The sequence below is a fragment of the Christiangramia marina genome (assembly GCF_048285865.1).
Lineage (GTDB): Bacteria > Bacteroidota > Bacteroidia > Flavobacteriales > Flavobacteriaceae > Christiangramia > Christiangramia marina.
The window spans coordinates 65510-86584 of record NZ_JBLVTK010000004.1 but is presented as its reverse complement, the minus strand read 5'-3'; the positions used below and the strand labels follow the sequence as shown (position 1 = coordinate 86584).

Here is a 21075-nt window from a genome sequence, read left to right as displayed (position 1 = left end):
TACGATCTGGATAAAACTAAATTTGTTAATTCCCTTCTTCCTATAAGATTAAATGAGCTAAAGATAGAGGTTGGTATTGATCAATAATCATTTCATCAATTTTTTATTATTGATTAAAACTTTGTTTTAAATATCTAGACTGTTTATTGAAGAGATAAGTTATCCATTTCAACATAAAAAATTTTATCTATCATCAAATTAATATACTGTTTATCTCCCAATACCTCTATGTCAGCTCTTGTTTTTGATTTAATTCCTATAGACTCTTATGCGATAAATTAATGAAAAAAAATAGGATAATTTCTCTTTACAGCTCCTCTAGATTTTAATAACCTTTTCAACCCATTTAATTTTTTATACCGTTCAAATTAGTTGCTCTCTATCAAATTAGGTTTTTATATAAATTTCTATTCACTTTCTAACTTTCTCAATTCAACTAATCTTTTATCGTCAGTTCTCTGTGGAGGCCAAATTGCCAAGGACATATCTAATTGAAAATATTTCTTACCCCTTTGGTTAAAGGAATACCGATTATTATCAGTCACTTTTAGATCTTTTATTTTACTTAAATATTTCTCATAAAAAACCTCGTGAGCTTTAGCATAATCGAGTTTTTCCGAAAATTTTTCTTCGTTAAGAATTTCAGTTAAAATATCTAATAAGGCATAGTATCCAACTGTAGTATGCAATATATTAGTTGGTGTATTAGAATCATCAAAATCCCATAGGAATTCTCCATCCTTTGTGAAAGTGTTCCTTACTTCGTTGAAAAAATAAAATAAAATATCCGATATAAAATAATCACGGTCAGTAGCGTAATATTTTCTAAATGGCAAGTCTTTATTTGATCCAGATGACCTTTTTTCTAAATCTTTACGACTTCTATATCTGTCATTTTCAGATTCTCTTAGGCTTTCGGAAATTAAATTAATAATAGACCTCACCATCGTTGCTTGAGACAATGGTGGATTGTTATTCTTACCATAAGACCCTCCATAAAGTTTTATTCTTTTATAGAATGGTGATTTAGGATGACCATTTAAACTTAAAACTATTTCAAGAGCAGTTTTCTGTGGTGTATCATCTGTATCTAAACCAAAAAGACTATAAACTAAACTTTGGGAGACTCGTTTCTGGGTTCTATTAATGGTAGAAAAGATCATAGCCTGATACTCTAAGGTTTTGTCAATAAAAAAGGTTACCACTAATTCTATATTCAATAAATCGTGCAAACGTTCTTTATAATATTTTAATTTCTCTTCAAGATCGGAATTGGCCTTTCCCCGAAGTGTTTTTATCAAAACTTCTATCTCCCCTTTTAAACGTTCAATAGCAAGTTCAATCCCACGTATCCGATGCTGTCCATCTATGATAGATATAAAAACGTCTCCACCCTTTTTTTCCATTTCGGAAAAAACCTTTTCATCTAATTCAATAAAAACTCTATCTTCAACTTCTTCATAACTCTTTATTACTTCTTTGGGTATATGCAGAACTATGTTTGTTGGAAAGGTAGCATCAGGATCATTAATTAAGAAATCTGCAATTTTATGAGCCCTTGACTTCTCAATTTTTCTCTGAATTTGTTCATTATATATTGGCTCATCCTTTTCGTCATAACCGGTAATCAATCTTTCGGTATACCGTGTAAGGCTAAAAATGTTTTCTATTGAATAAACACTAATTAAAAAATCCTGTTTATTTTGCTTAACAGCTAATGCTTTTATCGTGCTGTTCATATTACCAGTTATTTCCGTGATTATTGTTTACTTTATCTCTTAATCTCTGATCATAAGTTTTATCTTCCCAATTATTTTTCCACCATAAACTTAAAGAAATCATTGTACCAATCAAGGCTACGAAGGTTGCCCAACCATATAAACCATTTTTGTTCAATAATATGGTTGCGATAACTAAACCTATCGCTCCCAATATCAGACCTATAACATTTAAAAATCTTTTGATAATATCATCATTTTGATCATGACGCTTTAGATTTTTAATTTTATTTATAACGCTATCAAGGCAGCCAGAAAAATAAATAGAAATATAATAAGTAGTGAATAAGATGGAAAGCTCACTCAATTTCACCTCGCTACCTAAAAGAAATGGTAACCAAATACCAATGGTTCCAATAACAACAATTGCGATCCAGAAATATTTTGTTTCAATCAATGAGAAATTGATAACGCTTTTTAATTTTTCCAATATTTTAAATTTTATTGCTTATCTATTACTAAATCTATACTATTTCTAAAGAGAGGAAGATCTTCCTTCTCTACTCCGAAATTCCTTTCAATCATTAAATCAACTATACCTTTTCCGTCAACCAATACTACTGGAGTAGCTCCTGGTTTGAAAATCGTTTCTCTAGCCTCTTTTGTAAAACTTGAAGTAGTAAAGAAAATGCCATAAGGATAAGCCCCTTGTATAGCACCTCGAAATTGATCAATTTTCGGCCTACCTATTTTTCCTTCTGAATATCTTTTACATTCAAAAGCTACCGGCATCCAACTAAGTCCAATTTTAAATTCTCCATACCCATCCAAACCACCATCTTTTGACCTTCTAGTATTTTCAAGCTTTCTAAAACCATAGGCTTTTAAAAAGTTCTTACAGAAAATTTCAAAATCATTAGGATCCAAAGTTTTTAATTGAGCCAATAAATTCTCTTTAAAAGCATTCATATAATTTTTATGAGCATCAATTAGTTCACTTCTTCGAAAATCCTGTTTGGTTAGCTTTTTTGAAAATTGGGGCATCTTACGAAGTTCAGGCTCATATTTTTTAAGATTATAGGTGCCATCTGGTAAATATATATAGAGCCTGTTTTTTTTAGAGTTTTTTAGTTCCAGATTAGTGGACTTTCTTCGAAGAGCCGTTCTAACTATATGAACAGGAGTATCTGATTTGAAATCATAGAGTCCGTCTTCCATAATTCTTCGGTAGATTTCTTCCACTCTAAGGGATTCCTGTGCTTTTTCAAGCACCTCAAGGATTACTTCGTCTAATGTCTTATTTTTACTCAAGATGCCTTGATTTCATTAAAGCCTTCCTCAATGAGCTCTAAAACAAAATCGAACTGGTCAAGGTAAGAACCATTCTGAAACTCTTCATTTAAAAGTTCCAGGCCATTATCTACGTGTAGCTTAATATATTTTGCCATGTCATGGTCCGACCGGTGTATATTGTAATGTTGAGCCACCATAGCCTCGTAATAATCGGCATTGTTTCCTAACAATACCTTACGCGCATACTCCTTACCCTGTGAATCTTTAAGATCCTTTAAATCAAGTTTCAGGTCTTTAGAAATTGAATAGGACAAAGCGATACGGGAAATTAAATTCTCTGCACCCAATCCGAGTTTATTAGTAAGCGTAGTGACAACCTCACGGTTATCCCTACTAGTCCTGATATGCGTGTAGCTCATTTTCTTTAAATTCTTTAAAGAGGTTTACTTTGTCTACTTTTCTAAAGGTAGAATTTCCGTTCTCATTCTCGATTAGATAAGTGTTCTGTAAATTATCTTTTAATAAATCGAATTCATTTTCAGAAAGTTCTTTTTCCAAGAGCGGCAGCAATACCACCTGATCTGAAATTGTAGGGTAAAATTCTTTAATAATATTTTGAGAGTGGAATTTATCAAATTTCTGCAAAGGACTATCAATAAATACAGGAAACTTTATTCCTGATTCATCTACCAATGCTTTTAGTAAGGCAGAAGCATATAGTTGCTGCTCCCCTTTTGATAAAAGATCTTTGCTTATCACCTCGCCCTTTGCATCTATTAAATCGATATCCATAATGTCTTCATGAATATTGATTTTTACGCTGGAGATAAAGTTTTTCTTATGCATTAATCTTTCAAGGTTAAGCATAATAGACTTTTTAAGAGAGAATTTTTTGTCTTCCTTAATACGAAGAATTGTTTTATTTATCTTCTCCAACAGCTTTTGGGAGACCTCATATTTTTTAATATTAGTCTCGGCAAGTTTAAAATTCTTCTCATATTCTGATCGTAGCTTTCTTGCTGAAGATATTTGATTCCCTAATGCTCCTAATTCAGCGATTATATCTTCCCTTTCTATAGATTTTAAGCTGATTTCTTCATCAGCCTTGTCCTTATCGTCTCTATGCTTCTTCGCAAGATCATTATTTTTCCTGGCCTCAGCCTTTTTAATTTTTCGCGTAACTGAACTTAATAAGATGGTAGTATCCTTATTATCCTTTACCAATCTGTTAAACTTTTCCAGGTAAGATGTATTAAGGTTATGGTAAGTAGACTGAAATTCTCTAAATCTTTCTTCAGAGAATTCTAAAATGATATCTGATTTTGATAATTCAGATTTTTCATTTACCTGTGTCTCAATTCTATCTTTCAACTTATTTTTGATACTCTTAAGAGCATTATCATTAAGATCTAAATCTTTAAGGTCTAGCAGAACTTTTCTAGAATATGCTTTCAACTCTTTTTGAAGTGACGAACTATCTATGAAGCTAGAACTAATTTCATGCTCCTTAACCGCTAGTTGGTATAAATTTACCAGCTTCTTACCCGCGATAATTAAAGGAGCTAGATCTAAGCTCTTTTTAAATTCTGATTTAATCGCTTCTGAATGTTTCTTTAATCGCTGCTTCTCGTCTTTTAATTCTTTAAGTTCTTCCAATGTAATTGAATTCCCTTCCCGAATTAATTTCTCCTGAAGAGCATCTGACTGAAGTTTTAATTCTGTAATTCTACTTTCAAGCTGTAATTTTTTATTCTTATTAAAATCTTCGAGTTTTAATAATTCTTCCTCCTGCTGAATGTATTTATCTAATTGTTTTTTCTGCTCTTTCGAAACTCCACTTCTTCTAAGCCGAGTAAGTAAAATCTCGATATTTTTTTTAAGATCTTCATATTTCTTTATACCTAGTACTTCAGAATAAGCTCTGCTTAGACTACGAAGTTCCGGAGTTGTTTTAGCCTCTGCAAGGCTAACGATCTTCTCAGCATCAAAAAAGAAGAACTTAGCTATTTCACGTGGCAAAATGAAATCATTTATAAAAACGTCATAACCAACTTCTTTGGTCAATTCATTTTCATCTCCATCTATCAATAGAGAAAGATTTTCTTCGTTTGTAGCAAGATCAAAAGACCTCTTTATAGTTACTGTTTTGCATGGGATTGAAGGAATCGAAATATCGTCTAGTTCAATTTGAACAAAACATTCCGATTCTTTATTAAATCCTTCAGCATATTCATATTTAGCTTTAGAATTAAAAAGTTGATTTAGATAATCATCATACCCGCCAGAATTCTTGATATCTAAACGAAACTTATCTTCAACCTGAGCCATAAGCCTCCCATAGAAACCCCATACCAGGGAAGTCAAAAAGGTTGTTTTACCATATCCGTTTTTACCGGCAATAAGATTAATATTCTTGCCAGACTCTAAATCAAAGCAAATCTCATTTACTCCTTTATATATTCTAAAATTCTGAAGAGTTATACTTTTTATTTTCATGAAGAAGTTTCTTTAAGAAATGCTTCAATTCTTCTTTCTACATCATTATGCAACCCATATTTAGAAAGCATAAGGTTTTTGGTTTCCTGAATAGAAATAAGGTTATCGATGAGATCAAAATATTCCATTTCGTCCTCACATACTTCTTTCAGTATTCTATTTTCAGTTTGATTTAAAGAATTAATATTCGTTGTGCTAATATCTTTACCGTATACCTCTCTATAGATCTGCCCTACATTCCAATCGAAGATCATATCCCTATTCCACGTCACCTGTATAGCTATTAGCTCCTGATTTGTTATCAGTTTAATATGAGGTTTCGTTTCCTGAACTGTTTTTTGTAGTTGAAGAAGTTCTTTTAATAATCTTGCTCGATATTTAGCCACGTAAGGACCATAAGGTCGGCCATCCTCAGTTACTGCAACGTTACCTTTTCTTCCCTCTTCTGATCTATTATCCGGATCGTTCCGCTCTGCATACATTTTATCCCTAAAATTCAATAAAGGTCGCATCCATTCCTGACCGTTATCAATTAACGCCGACATAGATTTATCTTTCTTAACCACTGTACAGGTCCAACAACCAAATCTACTTTGACCACAAGAGGTGTGCTCTTTATTCGTTACTACTGTTGGACATTCATAATCATCTGCACTGGCATCTGAATAAATCTGGAAAAGAATAGAATTATCAAATCCCCAAGGTGATGGTACAGTATTGATAATATACCATATTTCCTCTAACATAAGATCTTTCAATGGAGCATACACATAGGTATTAGCAGTGCTATTGTGTTTAGAAAGTCTTTGCCCTCTTATCTCGTGCTTTTTCATTGAACGCTCTCGGCTCTTGCTTTCCTCATAGCGAGTTCCTAGAAGCACAATAGCTTCTCCTTTTTCATCAATCTGATCAAGCAGGAAGTTAGAAGTAGGCCCAATTTTTAATTTTGTCGTACACCATCTAAATGAATTGCTTGGAACAGGATATCCTTTACCTAGTACATTAATCCAATATGTTTCTTCAAGTTTTGGAGTAGTTTGTTTAACATAAAATGGAACATTCTGTGCTCTAGCTTCCTCATCAATTTTGGCCAACACCTCTGAAACATATGAAGATATAATGGGGTTTTCTACCATAGTATCATTACAAACTACATAAACAGGACGACGTAACTGGAATGGATTTGGAAGCTCTCTCAATCTCTTAAGTGCAATCCAAACTAAGGTAAGTAATACAGTAGAATCTTTACCTCCGCTAAAACCTATTATCCAAGGCCTATCAGTGGTATCTGCATACGCATATTGATCAATGATCTCATTAATAATACTCTCAACTTTAGGGCTTTTAATTTTGGTCATTGGATGCTATTGTACATGAACTAAAATATGAACAAAAGTCGCCAAATTCAGGACTTTAACCAAGAAGTTTTACGAAGGATATTAACAAAAAAAAGTCAAATTAAAATTATAGTTTTTTGAATCTATAATCTCCAAAAGGATTGAAATTATTCAAAACTATGGGTTAGATATACTTTAGTTATGCTAATACAATTATAATATTTAAAATTTATCTACATCTTACCCAAAATAGTTGAAAATTAATTAAGATAAAATAGTGATGAGCCTCAATGCTTTAATTTCAATTGACCTAAAGAATAATAAAACGCATAATTGTGAAGTTTTTTTTGAAGAAATGAAAATTGAAGAATGCTCTCTTATGCAAGAGGCTTCTAATACCTGGATAACGAGTTTTAACGTAGTTGTTATTAGAGAGAATGCATTAGAGGTTGTATAGAATGATATGAAGGAATTTACGGTTGAAGCGGAAATTGATACAATAACCCTCTTCTTTCAGTCAGCTGAAAAAGATATAGTTTTCGGCCAGTTTTAAAATATAAAAATAGGTTAAAAAAGATCATCTTAATTTTTGATTCAGTATTTTTTTGGATGAGTATAACTCTAATTCTATAGATTATAACTCTGATCTGTTTTTGTGCTATGGAGAAGGAAAGATAAAAGAAGTAAAAATTAATCCTTTTCAATTATACTATTGAAAGATGAATACGCTATAATACTATTAATCCTATATTAGCATTCAATCACAACATATAATTTTATTCCAAGTAATTCTCATATGAGTAAGCCAGTAGATATTCGTTGGGAACAACGTTTTTCCAATTTCAATAAAGCTTTAGATAAATTAAATCATGCGGTAGAATACCTTGAAGAAACCTATGGTGGAGGTGACCAACCTATAGTTCCAGCTGAAATTATAGAAGATGATGAATTTGATTTATTCCAAGAAGGTTTAATTCAAAGATTTGAATATACTTTTGAACTGGCCTGGAAAGTAATGCAGGATTATTTGAAATATCAAGGAGTTGATATTGAAGGAGGCCCGAGAAGTGTGATACGGGAAGCATTTAGTCTTAAGTTATTTCAAGATGGAAAGGTGTGGATGGAAATGATTAAAAGCAGGAATTCAACTACTCATACATACAACGAAGAAACAGCTAATGAAATATTTCACGAAGTAATGTATTCATATATGAAACCTTTTTTGGAATTCAGAAAAAAAATGGAAGACTTAAGGAGTGGAAAGCAAAATGATATATTCGAAGAAGAATAGTTATGTACGGTTTAGAAAACGATACGATCGAGTCTATTAAAGAAGTATTTCAAAAATATACTAGTGTAAAAAAAGTAATTTTATATGGATCCCGAGCTATGGGAACTTACCACGCGAGTTCGGATATAGATCTGACATTAATAGGGAAAGAACTTACTTTAAAAAAACAACTTAGTATTGAAAACGACTTGGATGACCTCCTTTCTCCTTACAAGATCGATCTTTCTATTTTTCATAAAATTGACAATCCAGATTTAATTGATCATATACAACGCGTTGGAGTAGTATTCTATGAGATTAAATTAAAATAGTTAAGATGTTAATTACACGGCACTTGATTAATTTCTAATCCTAAATTTTCATTTTCACTAGAATTATTCCAACCAGAAAATTATCAAATCTAATCTATCGCCAAGATATTTATCTACTCTTAATAAAGCGGATAATTTTTTTTTCGCTAAACACCATTCATTTACAGATATTCACTTCTTACCAGGATTTTCTTAATATTTGAACTTATCATAGATCATTCCGGGTCTTCTTTATAATTATAAAAAAGAATCTTTTAAGCTTTACTATTTATCATAAGCTCTGACAGCCTTTTCAAAAATTTCATTTTTCGCAATTTCTAAATAGCTACCTGAAACTCTATAAGAACTACTTGCCACTACCTTAAATTTTAAGTTTCATATAATACACTTAAAGCTTAAATACTTCTCTAATAAAATTTATCAAACCTTACTTCTTTTATGGCTATAAATAAAATTATAGGATAACTTCTAATTAATTTTAAAAAAATGACCTGACATGGAGTCCAGTAACCATGAATCAAATGGGGCGAAACCAGAAAAGCCAAACTAGTATGAATATGTACAAGATTTAAAAAAATGGCTGATATCAATATTAGCGTTAGCAATGACATGTTTTGTCTCAAATTAGATCAATGTGAATGGACTGGATTAAAAGTAAACGAAAAAGAAGTAGATCCAATAAATACAGGAAATATTCAATTTGAATATAAACAAACTGATTCTGGATCGGTACATTTTATCGCTACGGCAAATGAAAATATCGATATAGTCAACCCGGGGCAAAACATTTTTATGCAAAATTTTGAAGGTACAAAGAGCTATCTTTTGACACTAAGTTATGCAAAGGTGGATGGATTTGTGACGTTAAACGGTCTGTTACAGACTATACCTTTCCAAGTTTCCAAAGATCAAAAAAGTCCGATCAAATTTGGCCAAGGCAGAATGACAGGTACTTTTCAATTGGGAGGTTCTTCTACACCTAATTCCTCTATAGTTCATACCAAATGGAAACTCTCGATGCCGCAAGGTGGTGAAAACTTTGTGACCTCAATAAAATTCTATACGAATGGAAAATGTAGCTATGGACCATACGATGATTGTACATATACCGTGATTGGATCTACATTCGAAATTCTGGTTCCTCAGCTTGGTAATTCACCAATAGCCGCTTTGAAATTTAATGGTGCTTTTGATGAAAATTCAGGTCAAGGTGAGATGACTCATGTTATGAGTGGAAATTTTAAACCAGATGGAATAATTTATCCTTTTACAATCGAAAAGATTGAATGAGCTATTATAACTAACCAAATTATCTGTTCTAAATCTTTCGACTCAAGAGAAATATTTCAAACAGTAGGTTGGAGAATTAGTCTCTTTCAGAATCTCATTTTTAATCTAATAAAATTATAAAGGCAAAGTTTATATGTATACAGGAAACGTTTTAGATCCAATACACGGATTGATAAAAATCTCAGAAATTGAAAAGTGGATATTGGGACAGAAGCCTTTTAATCGTCTAAGAAGGGTTAAACAAAACACATTTTTATACCTCGTATTTCCTAGCTCAAATCATACGCGATTTGAGCATTCCATTGGTGTGATGCATCTTGCTCATCAGATTTATTTAAATTCAAATAACAATTATGAAACAGGCGCTTACAAGAAGGAAAAATATAAGGTCAAGGATACTACAGATTTTAAATTTATCTCCACTAGAGAAAATTTAGGGAAACAAGAAAAAATCTTCGTTCAGGAACTCAGATTAGCATCACTCCTACACGATGTGGGCCACGGTCCAATGTCTCATAAGTTTGATCAATATACGATAACAGGTCGAAAATTACTTGAAATCTTAAAGACAGATAAAGCCTTTGAACCTTACTTGAAACACTTTCAGGATTTTCTAAAGGACAAAGAAGACAAAAAAATAGATCATGAATTAGTTTCCTGTGTTTTTATTATCAAAATAATATCTCAGCTTAAGGAGACTGCAAAAACAAAAAATAAGTTTAATAAAGAACAAACGGAGCTAATTAATCAATTAAACCCCGGTAGAATTATTAAAATGATTGAACCGGAGTTTAACGCTGTTGAGAAAATTGAAAATGAAAATATCGACTATACCGATTATTTTAATTCAATAGTATCGAGTTTTCCATTAGATGCCGACAGGATGGATTATTTGTATCGTGATAGTTATTTTTCTGGCGTCAAATATGGTCTATATGACCTAAGCCGATTGCTAATGTCATTCATACCTGTCAAAGAAGACGGTAAAGTTACCCTAGCGGTTAAAGAAAGTGGAATAGATTCTGTTATTAGATTTATTCAATCCAGAACACACCTATACAATCAGGTATACTTTCACAAAACAAACAGATCGGCAAATTGTATGCTTGATTTTGCCTGTAGGAAATTAGATCTTAAAAAACCCATACTTGAAGCTACAAATTTTGCTGAATTTGAAAGTTTCTACTGGAATAATTCAGATGAATTATTTTTATGGAATTTGTTGAGATCCAAAATTACTTCACAAAAAGAATCAGAAGTTCTTGAGGAATTACTTAATCGAAAGTTATGGAAAAGAGTCTTTCAGAAGAAAATAGTTGTCATCCCAGATGACAAGTTTGATGTAGGAAGAAAGTTAAAAGACATCAAACAAAACACTTCTAAAGCAATTTCTGAACTTCAAGAAAAAGGTATAGATGTAGCAGTAGATATCTTCAAAAATGAAGTATTTAAAGACTACAATAAATCTAAAATTAAAATTGCTAGAAAGGTTGATGCTGACTACGAATTAGTAAGTGATTGGAAAACTTTCAACAAGGAATTAAAAATATTGGAATACGAAGTTTACATTATTAGAATCTATTTACGTAGAAAGTTTGATAATCCCAAAATGTTCATGAGATATAAGAAATCGGTTTTGCTAGAGTTTAAGGATGTCATTGAAAAACTCGATCAAATTAAATAAATTCTAAGATGTTTACTTTTCAATTACGAATGATTGGAAATTGATTCCACCTTTTTAAGATTATAATTTGTAGTCAGCTGAACAAATGCTTCAGTATCGATAATATTATACTACTAACTGCGAAAACTGAAGGATAGTTAAATTTTATTTGTGTCTAAACCATATCTCACCCGTCATTTTTCTTAAAATATTAAGTTTTCCAAGGATGCAGTGAGGTAGTTCTAATTAATAATTATTCAATCAATCATCTGAAGTGAAAAAAGGGGAAATACACCCATTTAATCCACAATACACCTAAGTAACTTGTAATCTGTTTTATAAATTCAAGATTATGAGATATTCTTATATTTTCACTTTGGTTCTGCTTTCCTGCCAACTCAGTTTTACTCAATTAGAAGATAAAAAAAAATTTACACTACTCATCTAAAAAAAGAGCTAGTAAAATTTGAGAAGAATAAAAGAGTACTGGGAAATAAATATTTAGACGAAAAGGTCGATAAAGTTTTCAAAACGGTTGTTTTTAGTAATAGTGATATTACTACTACTGGATCCTCTGTGTCTATTGTCCAAGGTAGTGACAAAGCTAATTTAACTGCCGTCATTATTAATCCATTAACAACCTTAGGTGCAAGACAAATGTTTTTAAGAACAGGTATTTATGCAAAAGGTAAAGATGATATATTCAATTTATATTCAGATGAATCTTGGAAAAATGAAATTGGTCTAAATGCATCTCTAATTTTGAAGCCTGAAGGTTCTGTTTTTTATGATAAGACTGAAACGGCAGCCATACGTGAAAAGCGTATTTTATTTGCAGATTCTATTAGAGCTGAGAAATATAAGTACTTCACTCAGGAAAATATTAAGATTATACAGCAACGTAAAATCCTGGCAAAAATCATCGAGATTAGAACCAAATGGGTTAAAGATGGTGCAACCAGTGAATATCCTACTTACAAAAGTATAGAGTCCAAATTTGAAGAAGAACTGCCAAATGATAATACCATTACAAAATGTCGTAATCTAATTCATGTCCAGAATCAACAGGGTGTCCAGATGGTTTAGATTGTATTACTTTACCAGACTACCGAGGACTAATCAAAGATATCAAAAAGAAAGGCCTGTCCAAAGTAAAAGATAGTATTGAGAATATGTATCAAAAAATTAATATGCTGGAAAACAAGAATTAGGCTAATATTAAAAAAATGGTAAATGATGAATTATACGAGTTCGATAAAAAACATAATATCACCAAAGGCTATAGACTACATTGGTTTGAGGTTTCAGGAAGCGTTGGGAATTCCAGCCTTAATATCCCAAATGATAGCATATTAGCAGAATCAGCACAAACTATTCAAAATATATAAAAATAATTTCAATGAATGGATATTAATGGAAAATTATTTTAACAAATATTTAAATTCCGATTTCAATAAAAGTTCATTTATAAAATTATTTTTTTCTTTATAATACAAACCAATACTTCCTGTGTGATGGAAATAAAAGAATAACTGATTACTTTCATTGTAAAGAACAGGGCTAAATGGCGCTATATGTCTAATAATACATTCTAAAATAATTTTCAAGAATTTATCCCAATCTGAACAAGCACAACTACCAGAAAATCCAATTTCTATATTAGAATTTCGTAATAGGTTCAAATAATTTTGAGTTTCTATAGATTTATCTAAATTTTCATAATTATTTTTATTATTGATTGGGTCCCAACTATCTAAACAAAAATCCCACCATGATTTATTATAAACTAATATATCATTTTCTATTTTTCCAAATAAATCATGAAATAAAACAATTAGTTCATTAGTTGCGATCCGTTTACAAGGTAAATAAATTTCTTTTTTGTAACCCATACTGTCAGGATAAAATTCAAGATCTACCCAGTTCATTGGTAAATTCCCTGCCCGTTTTTTCTTTAAAATTCCTTCAATCATTTTATCGTTTTTAAATGCCCCCAAGGTATGAACTTTCCAATATCTCCTTTATGTTTACCATAAATAAAGTTTCCGAATCCATCCGCATCACTTAACCATTTCAATCCTTTCTTCGTCTCCCTAAAAACTTTAAATTTACTTCCACCGTGTCCAGACATGTCTTTTACCCACCATAGTCCATCCGATGTGCTTTTGTATAAAGTTCCAAATGTTTTGTGATTCTTAATCATAGTAGCCCCCTCCTTTGTCAAACTCCAAGCACCTTTCCCTATTTGACTTTTTCCTGGACCACCTAAAGGGGCAGTAGCCAATTCAAATATAACTCCATAAGATACTTCGGCTGCCTTTTTAGCATCATCCACTCCAGCGCTTAATAAATCTCTATTATGATTATTATAATCATTCTCCTCTGGAGTTGTAGTCTCCCATGTAAATATCGATTTAAGGAAATCTAAGAAGCTCTCTGGTAAATCTGGACAACAACTATCTTTTTTCTCTGCTGAAGATTCATTTTCCGAATCATTACTTTGTCTTAAGTTTCTAATACCAAAATCTGAACTAGTAGGTTCATGTTTTTCGATTGCTTCAAACAATTCTCTTAATTTACGATAATCTTCTTCGTAGTCCGCAGGTTTCATTCCTGAAGGATCAGACAACATTACTGGATTATTCCATGAAAATGCATAGGGTGACTTATCAATTTGTTTGTGGTCTTCAGCTAATGGGTCTAGGTTCATGAAACGACCAATTTCAGGGTTATAATTTCTAGCATTAAAATCCATTAGATCTAAAGCTAATTCCTTTAACTCTTCATTGCTGTTGTAGCCGTAATTATGATGGACTCCAATTTTAGAATCATTATACCCTTGATGTTCCATTCCAAAAGGATAGTAATGCTTTTCGTCTAGTATTTCGTTATTTGAAGCGTCAATTAAATTATCGCTATCTGTATCGGCATACTTCACACGTATATTGCCTAAATGGTCTTTAAAATGATACACGTATTGAAAACTTCCTGAATTTGCCTCCACATATCCTTCGGGGTTATTGAAAAATGTTAACGCTGTATTCGAGCCTGAAGGCTTTGTATATACAAAATTTGCATCGTAATAAGTTCTCGTTCCGGTTTCTTGGTTATACTTCTCTAATTTTTTACCGGTTGCGCTATAGGTATTTTTTAGATACCCATTCGCTAAAGAACTTTGAACATATATTTCTTTAGGTAAGTTTAAGTAATTATACTTAATCAGTGTAATTCCTTTATTGAAATCAAAGACTAAATTACCATTGTCATCGTACTCATAATCGCTTCCACTTCTTGTTTTATCCACAAATCCGTAACTATCTGAATCACTATCTTCGACCTTTAGCAATTTATTTCCGTTATAACTGTATATTAAATTGTCCATTGCCCCAATAGAGCCAGAAGAATTGTAAACACCTCTACGCTGTAGTTTTTCGATATTCCCATTTAAATCATAATCCATACCGGTAACATTATAAGCGCTGCTCTGCTCTGTATAACTACCACCTGAGGTTGCCCTCCTAAAATAAGCATTTGTAATTCTATCTAATTCATCATAGGAATAAGCATAGCCTCGTCTTCTATCACCGTTAGATCCAGTATTACCCGAACGCCATATCATTTCACTGATATTACCATTAAATAAATCAACAGTTCCTGATAGATTCATCGTTCTATTATTATAATTCAATCTATATGCAAAAACATCATTGCCAAGAGAATTAATATCATTGACAGAAGTTAACCATCCTCTTACATTATAATTGAAATCTAGTTGTTGCAGTCCCAAACCATTAACATCTCCACCAACTTGCTTACTTTCCAACTGTCCCAATTCATCATAGAAACTTCGGGATATTAACTCCTGTGATTCATTATTTAGTTTTTGGCTGTGTTCTATCATTCTTCCGTAATGATCATAGGAAAAATAATCATATAATTCTATAGCTGATGCTATACCTGATTTAATATGATAAGTTTTTGTTTCTAGAATACTTCCATCAAAATCTAAATCATTTTGTACTGTAGTTGTGGAAGATAAATGTTGGTTTTCTTTCTTTATCCAAACAGGTCTTCCATATTTATCATATCCCATTGTAGTGTTCATCCATTTTACAGGACTGCTGCTTCCAAGCACCTTTTCTCTGGAAATGGTCATTAGAGATTTAACATTAGTTGTTAAACTCTCATTTAAATCATTAGTTGAAGGTCTGCTAAAATAACCATCGGCTCCGGAAGGTAAGTAAGAATCGTAATACTGGATCGTTAGAATTTCAGCAATATTTGAATTAGGGAAACTACTATTGGTGTAATAAATTTGAGCTCCACCTATATTTAACGGTGATGATGTCTTTCTAGTATCATATAAATCTGGTTCATCATTTGCCAAGACCTGTATGGCTGTTCGGGAAGCAGAATTATTTACCAAACCAGTATATATAACCCTACCTAGCTCATCATACTTGGTGAATTGCCACTGATTTTTCTTTCTAAGCTCACCATCTTGCATCATAATTGGGCTTCCTAGATCGTTATAAATTAAATATTCTTCAGCTTTACCAGGTAATTTCTTTTCAATAAGTCTGTTCTTAAAATCATACTTATATTGATAGCAGAGATTGTCGAGAATTGACTGCGTGGGAGTTTGGTAACTAGCCTCTGCTTCTGGAGTAAGTACAAATATTAAATTTCCAAAATCATCATAAACATAGTAGGTATCTACCTTTCTAATGACTCCATTCTTTGTTACAAAAGATCTATTTAAGAGAGTTCTATTTTGATAATCTACAAAGGTTTGATTCGTATTTAAACTCCCATCTCCAGATTTCCAATTCTCATTTTTTGTAGTGAACTTAAAAAGTGCAGGTCTTGATCCTTGCTGATTCATAAAAAATCCATTGTTTACTAATGTAGGATTAAATGGATTTGACGAGGAATTGTAGCTTACAGAATAATGTTTAACATCATCAGACCTTGCCAAAAGTTGATAAAAATTATTAGTGCTGTGTGGATTTTGATTGGATAGATTCCAATCATTACCCGGCGCTCCGGATTCAACTATCAGATCTTTACTAGATCCGTCAAAAATCTTTTGAAGGTAAGGATTGTTTGTATTACCATATTTCTGGGTATTATAAAAAGAAGCCTGTGTACCAATAGCATTGGCTTGAAAGTCACCTTTATTATTTGAAGTCACTGCATAAGGAAGAAATTCTTGAGAATTTCGGCCATACGAATCATAAAGTACCGGAGTGACTATGTCTTCCTGGTTTCCGCCGCCTCGAATATTGACTGACTGCTTTAACCTCCCCAATTCATCGAAATATTGCACTGATTGAATTTGAGATGTAGATTCGTCAATGTTTGAAACTTGCGATACTGGCTCACGAAGGGAAGTGGTAAAAATGTAATTTTCATTTTGATTAAGGTCTCTTTGACCGATTAAAGGTTTGTCACCTGTTCTAGCATTAAATTGCATATTATCAATAGCAATATCACTTTGGTAAGTTTGCCCAATGTCTGTTTTGAATCTCAATAGTATTTCCTGATATTCATATGAAGATAAGTCAATACTAGCTAATTTCCAGCTCGTACCTTGGTCGTCAAATTGGGTCCAAACTGTAGACCAACTTAACCCATCATCAGAACTTAACTCCAAATATAAGTCCCCCATACCCTGTCCAAACATTGAATAATGAAACGAAAACTGTGATGTATTTTTAGTAATAGCTAAAGGTTCCGATTCTAGGATAGCATTATACAAATAATCATTTGCTTCTGCATAAATATAATAATTCCCAGAATGAGCACTACTAGGACCTGTATAGGAGGTTGGAGTTCCTCCTGCATCCCGCCTCCAGGCTCCTACGTTTGAAGAACTATTCTTCCATTGCCCTAAATTCGATTCAAAACTTTCGTTTTCCGGTATATTAATCGTCTGTAGTGAAGATCCGGATGGTGCATTTGGATCGCAAACCTGTGAGGATGGTCCCTGATCTCCAGTCTGATTAACAGAAAATATAGGATATCCTTGACTTGGAGATAAAACGTCTAGTACAATATAATAACCTGAGTCTTGTCCAGCATCAAAGTAATAAACATGTCCTTCTTGAAGGATATCATACGTTTCTATATTGACAGTATATTCAACATTTGCAAATGAACCATCTTGACAATAATAGTCATCTAAGGAAAAACCAATGTAATTCAGCTTATAAAGTTGAAACTCCGTGATACTCGGTATAGTATAGTCATGATCGTTTAAAATTATAGATGAATAAGAGAAATTACTTAATAATAAAGCGAGGATAGCTATTAATTTTTTTTTCAATTTTATGGATGGATGCATGTTGAAGATTTTAATTTTTCAAGTTGTACTGAAAATATTGTAGAAGGTTTGAATCGGTATTTTTGACTGATCGTAATCTGTCAAACTGATCATAATCGTAATAAGAGGTGTTTCCTCTATCATCAGTAACTGAGGTGATCCCTATCATAGGATCATAAGTAAAAGTCTTTATAGTTGTACTGCCTGCAGATCTTGACTCTATCGAATTGCGGAGATTGTTCAACCATGATCTTAGTGCAGCTTCGGATGAAGTATTAGTATCTGCGTCAGAAAGCTGGCTCAAATATGAAATGGATTTATTGTAATCACTATTAAGCCATGAGTTAATAGAACTGTAGTTTTCACCATTGACCATGGCGATAATTTGGCTTTGTTGATATCCGTATATAATTGAAAGTATTTTGCCATTTTTTTGTAGAATTTCTGTTGGCATCCCATAATCATTTCTACTTAAAACTTCTGCTGTTTTTAGCGTTTCATTATCTCGAAGAATTGTTTGTACTTTCTTCATGGATACTACTCCCGATTGAAATTGATCATATTCAAAAAGTTGTTTGGAATAAGAACGACCGGTTATTTCTATCTCCATAGGAGTTGAAACCCGATTTTGATTAAAAAGATCCTGAGCGTGGGGATAACTATTTAAAGAAGGACTAGTTAAATCATTTCCTGTAACTGGATAAGTGATATCCTTACGAGACTGCCAGAGGGCATTTTTGGGATCTGCTGTAGTTCCTAACTGACTATCGCTCTCATAATTACTAATGAATTCTGTGGTTACTATTGGATATTCTTTGTCATAAAAAAACTTTTTCTCTACAAAAACCCCTTGAGTTAAATCTTGGATTATTGGATCTTCACCTTCAAGTCCATAGTCAGTATTACTAGAAGTTTTTAGAACAAAACGTGAAGGGACTAAATCAATGATTTCTTTGTATCCCCCACAATTTTGAAAATACTCAGAAGATGTTTGATAAGAACCTATATTTCTGGAACAGCTATTATTTACTACATTATAAAAAGTTAGACCTATTTGATTATTTTTCTGAGTTTCCTGCAGCTCATAGGTATTCCAAACTCTTGATACTACCTCACCTCCTTCATCGTACATAATTTTAGAAAGAAGAAGACCACGCATAAAATCATTATCTAAAAACAACATTCCATCGTTTAAAGTTCTCCAGTCGTCGCTGATTGTATTCAAACTAAAATTTGTAGGATTTGTCTTTGACGAAGGAGTATTATCTTCTTGATTGTACGAATACGTCGTATATGCTGAAGAATTCCTGCGATTGACGGTTACTTTGGAATAAGCAACAAAAGATCCATTATTGAACTCAATTTGGGTTTGAGGACTTGAAAAAGTTTCAATTCCCAATTGACTAGTAAGACTAGACAACGAAGATGGATTACTATAGTTTGAAGTCTTTAAATAAATTGCTGCATAACTTGGCATAAGACCAATTTTTCCAGCACTATATTCATAATCTATAGTCTGATCTTCTCCATCGCTGGCTTTTAGATACTGTGTTTTCACTCTCAGACCACCACCATAGATAGTCTGCCCTTTATACGAAAATTGATTTAATTCATATTCAAACTCTTTGCTCCCTCCAGTAGGAAGCTCTATTTTTCGAAGACTATAGGTCTTGGCATACGAAGAATTAGACAACATACTGTAGTTCCCAGGTAATGCAATCGAACCGCTACGATTTATCGGTGTAATCTTTCCCTGATAGAAATACATTTTTGGTTCAGGGTTAGATATACTTGCCGAATATGAGCCGTTGTTATAACCTAGGAAATCATATGCGTAACTATCCCGAGGAGGCATAGTATATCCAGTATTATAGTAAAATTGGTGTCCTGATTTTGGTATGCCATAGGCATCCACCTCATAAACTTCATTCAATTTTAATCTTTTTGATTCAGGCGTTCCAGATTCTAAACTAGATTGAAAATAAGAATGAGAAAGTTTAAAATGCTTAGTGATTTTCTCGTTCGCGTCTTTAATTCTAATTTCAGTAAGAACCTTTTCACCTGGGTAATCCTGTCGATCCATCCCGTAAATAAATTCGACTTTTCCGGTTCCAAACGTGATTGATTTTAATCTTTGACCTAATGGATAATAGGTATATTGATCTTTATCGGCGAAACCGTTATAAGTTCCACCTCCATAAGTGGTCACATATAATTCAGTATCATCATGGTAGTAATTACTAAATGATTCATACTCAAAGCTTATTGTTTGTCCAGTGTTAAGGTTGGTCATAGAGTCTAACCAATTCGTTGGGACATCGAAACCACCTCCCGCAATATTCGAAAATTCTGGAGTCTCAAAAATGTATCTTATACCTGCCATTGATGTTACAAGAAGACTTTTTAATGCAAAAACATTTGAAGTTACCGTAGAGCCATTAGAGTTTTTATGACTCCTATTAATAATGTCAAAACTAGGATCTATTATATTACCGGATCTCCGAAGATCTATTGCTTCACCATTACTTCTTGTTATGAATTCTGTTCCTAAACCAGCCGCATTAATGACATATTTATCAGGTAATGGATCGTTATGTGGATTTTCAGTTCCAGATTGCGTATTAGGATTCAAGGGAGCTAGCCAACCTGCAGGACTAAGCATATTCGCATCGTAACCTAAAAACTTGGGATAGGTGAAATCATCCATTCCTTGAATCACCCTTGAAACAACGCCACCAGCATTAAGACTCCAGTTCAAACCTACTCTAGAAGCCATGTCAGCTACTTTTACACCTGATGTATTATATGAAAGTGAAACAGGAACCTGCATTCCACCATACTCAATGGTGTATATTGGAACAGAGACTTCAGCCCTTCCGGTATAGTTATTTGTTGGTATAAAATTAGCTTTCTGAAATGCTGCAACATCCGGAGATTGAACAGTAGGCTTAATAATTTCATCGGCCAAGTCGAGTTTGTTGGAGCTTAGAAAATCTCCATAAGTAGTCTGAGCTTTTGATACACTTACACAGAATAATAGGGCCAAAATTAATACCTCAACTTTGTTTGAGGTTTTTGTAATAATTCTAGCTTGGTGAAGTTCGAAATTTTTCATGGAATAATATTATTCCAGCAAACCTATCTTATTAACATAATTTATTAAAAAAAGTAACCATACTCTGTTTACGGTTTGAATATTTTAAATAAATATTGACACTCGATATTCTTGAATGTGGTGTTAGGGATTTTTTTGAAAATTTTTCGTTTAGAAGTAGTATGATTATTCTTAGTGTGCAATACTTCATCGATTGACTATTAATATGGTTAATAAAGTGTAACTCTAAATCCAAT

General features: G+C 32.5%; 14 protein-coding genes. 5 read left to right on the top strand and 9 right to left on the bottom strand.

Features of this window, described 5'->3' with window-relative positions:
* Positions 1-407: 407 nt before the first annotated feature.
* From ACNKXS_RS13565 to dndC, 6 genes are read right to left on the bottom strand one after another with little or no spacing between them, the layout of a single operon-like run.
* Positions 408-1739 carry a DGQHR domain-containing protein gene (locus ACNKXS_RS13565; protein ID WP_417921322.1) on the bottom strand — a complete coding sequence of 444 codons (1332 nt, stop codon included), beginning with the start codon at positions 1737-1739 and terminating at the stop codon, positions 408-410.
* Between the two features lies 1 nt (position 1740).
* The gene (locus ACNKXS_RS13560) at positions 1741-2208 is read right to left on the bottom strand and encodes a hypothetical protein (protein WP_417921321.1); all 468 of its coding nucleotides are present in this window, start codon (positions 2206-2208) and stop codon (positions 1741-1743) included.
* A gap of 11 nt (positions 2209-2219) precedes the next feature.
* The gene (locus ACNKXS_RS13555; protein WP_417921320.1) at positions 2220-3029 is read right to left on the bottom strand and encodes a restriction endonuclease; all 810 of its coding nucleotides are present in this window, start codon (positions 3027-3029) and stop codon (positions 2220-2222) included.
* Entirely contained in the window at positions 3026-3430 is a 405-nt protein-coding gene (locus ACNKXS_RS13550; protein WP_417921319.1) for a DndE family protein, read from the bottom strand. The genes ACNKXS_RS13555 and ACNKXS_RS13550 overlap by 4 nt, the downstream gene beginning before the upstream one ends.
* Positions 3405-5507 (bottom strand): DNA sulfur modification protein DndD, encoded by a 2103-nt coding sequence (gene dndD, locus ACNKXS_RS13545; protein WP_417921318.1) that lies wholly within the window; start codon positions 5505-5507, stop codon positions 3405-3407. Before dndD ends, ACNKXS_RS13550 begins: the two co-directional genes overlap by 26 nt.
* Positions 5504-6865, bottom strand: coding sequence for a DNA phosphorothioation system sulfurtransferase DndC (dndC, locus tag ACNKXS_RS13540; protein WP_417921317.1), 1362 nt, complete (start codon positions 6863-6865; stop codon positions 5504-5506). Before dndC ends, dndD begins: the two co-directional genes overlap by 4 nt.
* Before the next feature lie 775 nt (positions 6866-7640).
* Between dndC and ACNKXS_RS13535 the strand changes: the two genes are divergently transcribed.
* From ACNKXS_RS13535 to ACNKXS_RS13515, 5 genes are all read left to right on the top strand, one after another.
* Complete coding sequence (locus ACNKXS_RS13535; RefSeq protein WP_417921316.1) at positions 7641-8135, top strand: nucleotidyltransferase substrate binding protein; 495 nt, start codon at positions 7641-7643, stop codon at positions 8133-8135.
* A gap of 2 nt (positions 8136-8137) precedes the next feature.
* Positions 8138-8446 carry a nucleotidyltransferase domain-containing protein gene (locus ACNKXS_RS13530; RefSeq protein ID WP_417921315.1) on the top strand — a complete coding sequence of 103 codons (309 nt, stop codon included), beginning with the start codon at positions 8138-8140 and terminating at the stop codon, positions 8444-8446.
* A gap of 576 nt (positions 8447-9022) precedes the next feature.
* Complete coding sequence (locus ACNKXS_RS13525) at positions 9023-9736, top strand: hypothetical protein (RefSeq protein WP_417921314.1); 714 nt, start codon at positions 9023-9025, stop codon at positions 9734-9736.
* A gap of 133 nt (positions 9737-9869) precedes the next feature.
* Entirely contained in the window at positions 9870-11420 is a 1551-nt protein-coding gene (locus tag ACNKXS_RS13520; protein ID WP_417921313.1) for an HD domain-containing protein, read from the top strand.
* 555 nt (positions 11421-11975) lie between these two features.
* Positions 11976-12485: a hypothetical protein gene (locus tag ACNKXS_RS13515; RefSeq protein WP_417921312.1), complete on the top strand. Its 510-nt coding sequence runs from the start codon at positions 11976-11978 to the stop codon at positions 12483-12485.
* 335 nt (positions 12486-12820) lie between these two features.
* On the opposite strand, the gene ACNKXS_RS13510 is transcribed toward ACNKXS_RS13515, so the two are convergent.
* The 3 genes from ACNKXS_RS13510 to ACNKXS_RS13500 are packed head-to-tail and all read right to left on the bottom strand — an operon-like array spanning position 12821 to position 20839.
* Positions 12821-13372, bottom strand: coding sequence for a hypothetical protein (locus ACNKXS_RS13510; protein WP_417921311.1), 552 nt, complete (start codon positions 13370-13372; stop codon positions 12821-12823).
* Positions 13369-17745, bottom strand: coding sequence for a DUF6443 domain-containing protein (locus tag ACNKXS_RS13505; protein WP_417921310.1), 4377 nt, complete (start codon positions 17743-17745; stop codon positions 13369-13371). Before ACNKXS_RS13505 ends, ACNKXS_RS13510 begins: the two co-directional genes overlap by 4 nt.
* A 10-nt stretch (positions 17746-17755) precedes the next feature.
* Positions 17756-20839, bottom strand: coding sequence for a hypothetical protein (locus ACNKXS_RS13500; protein ID WP_417921309.1), 3084 nt, complete (start codon positions 20837-20839; stop codon positions 17756-17758).
* Between the last annotated feature and the right edge of the window lie 236 nt (positions 20840-21075).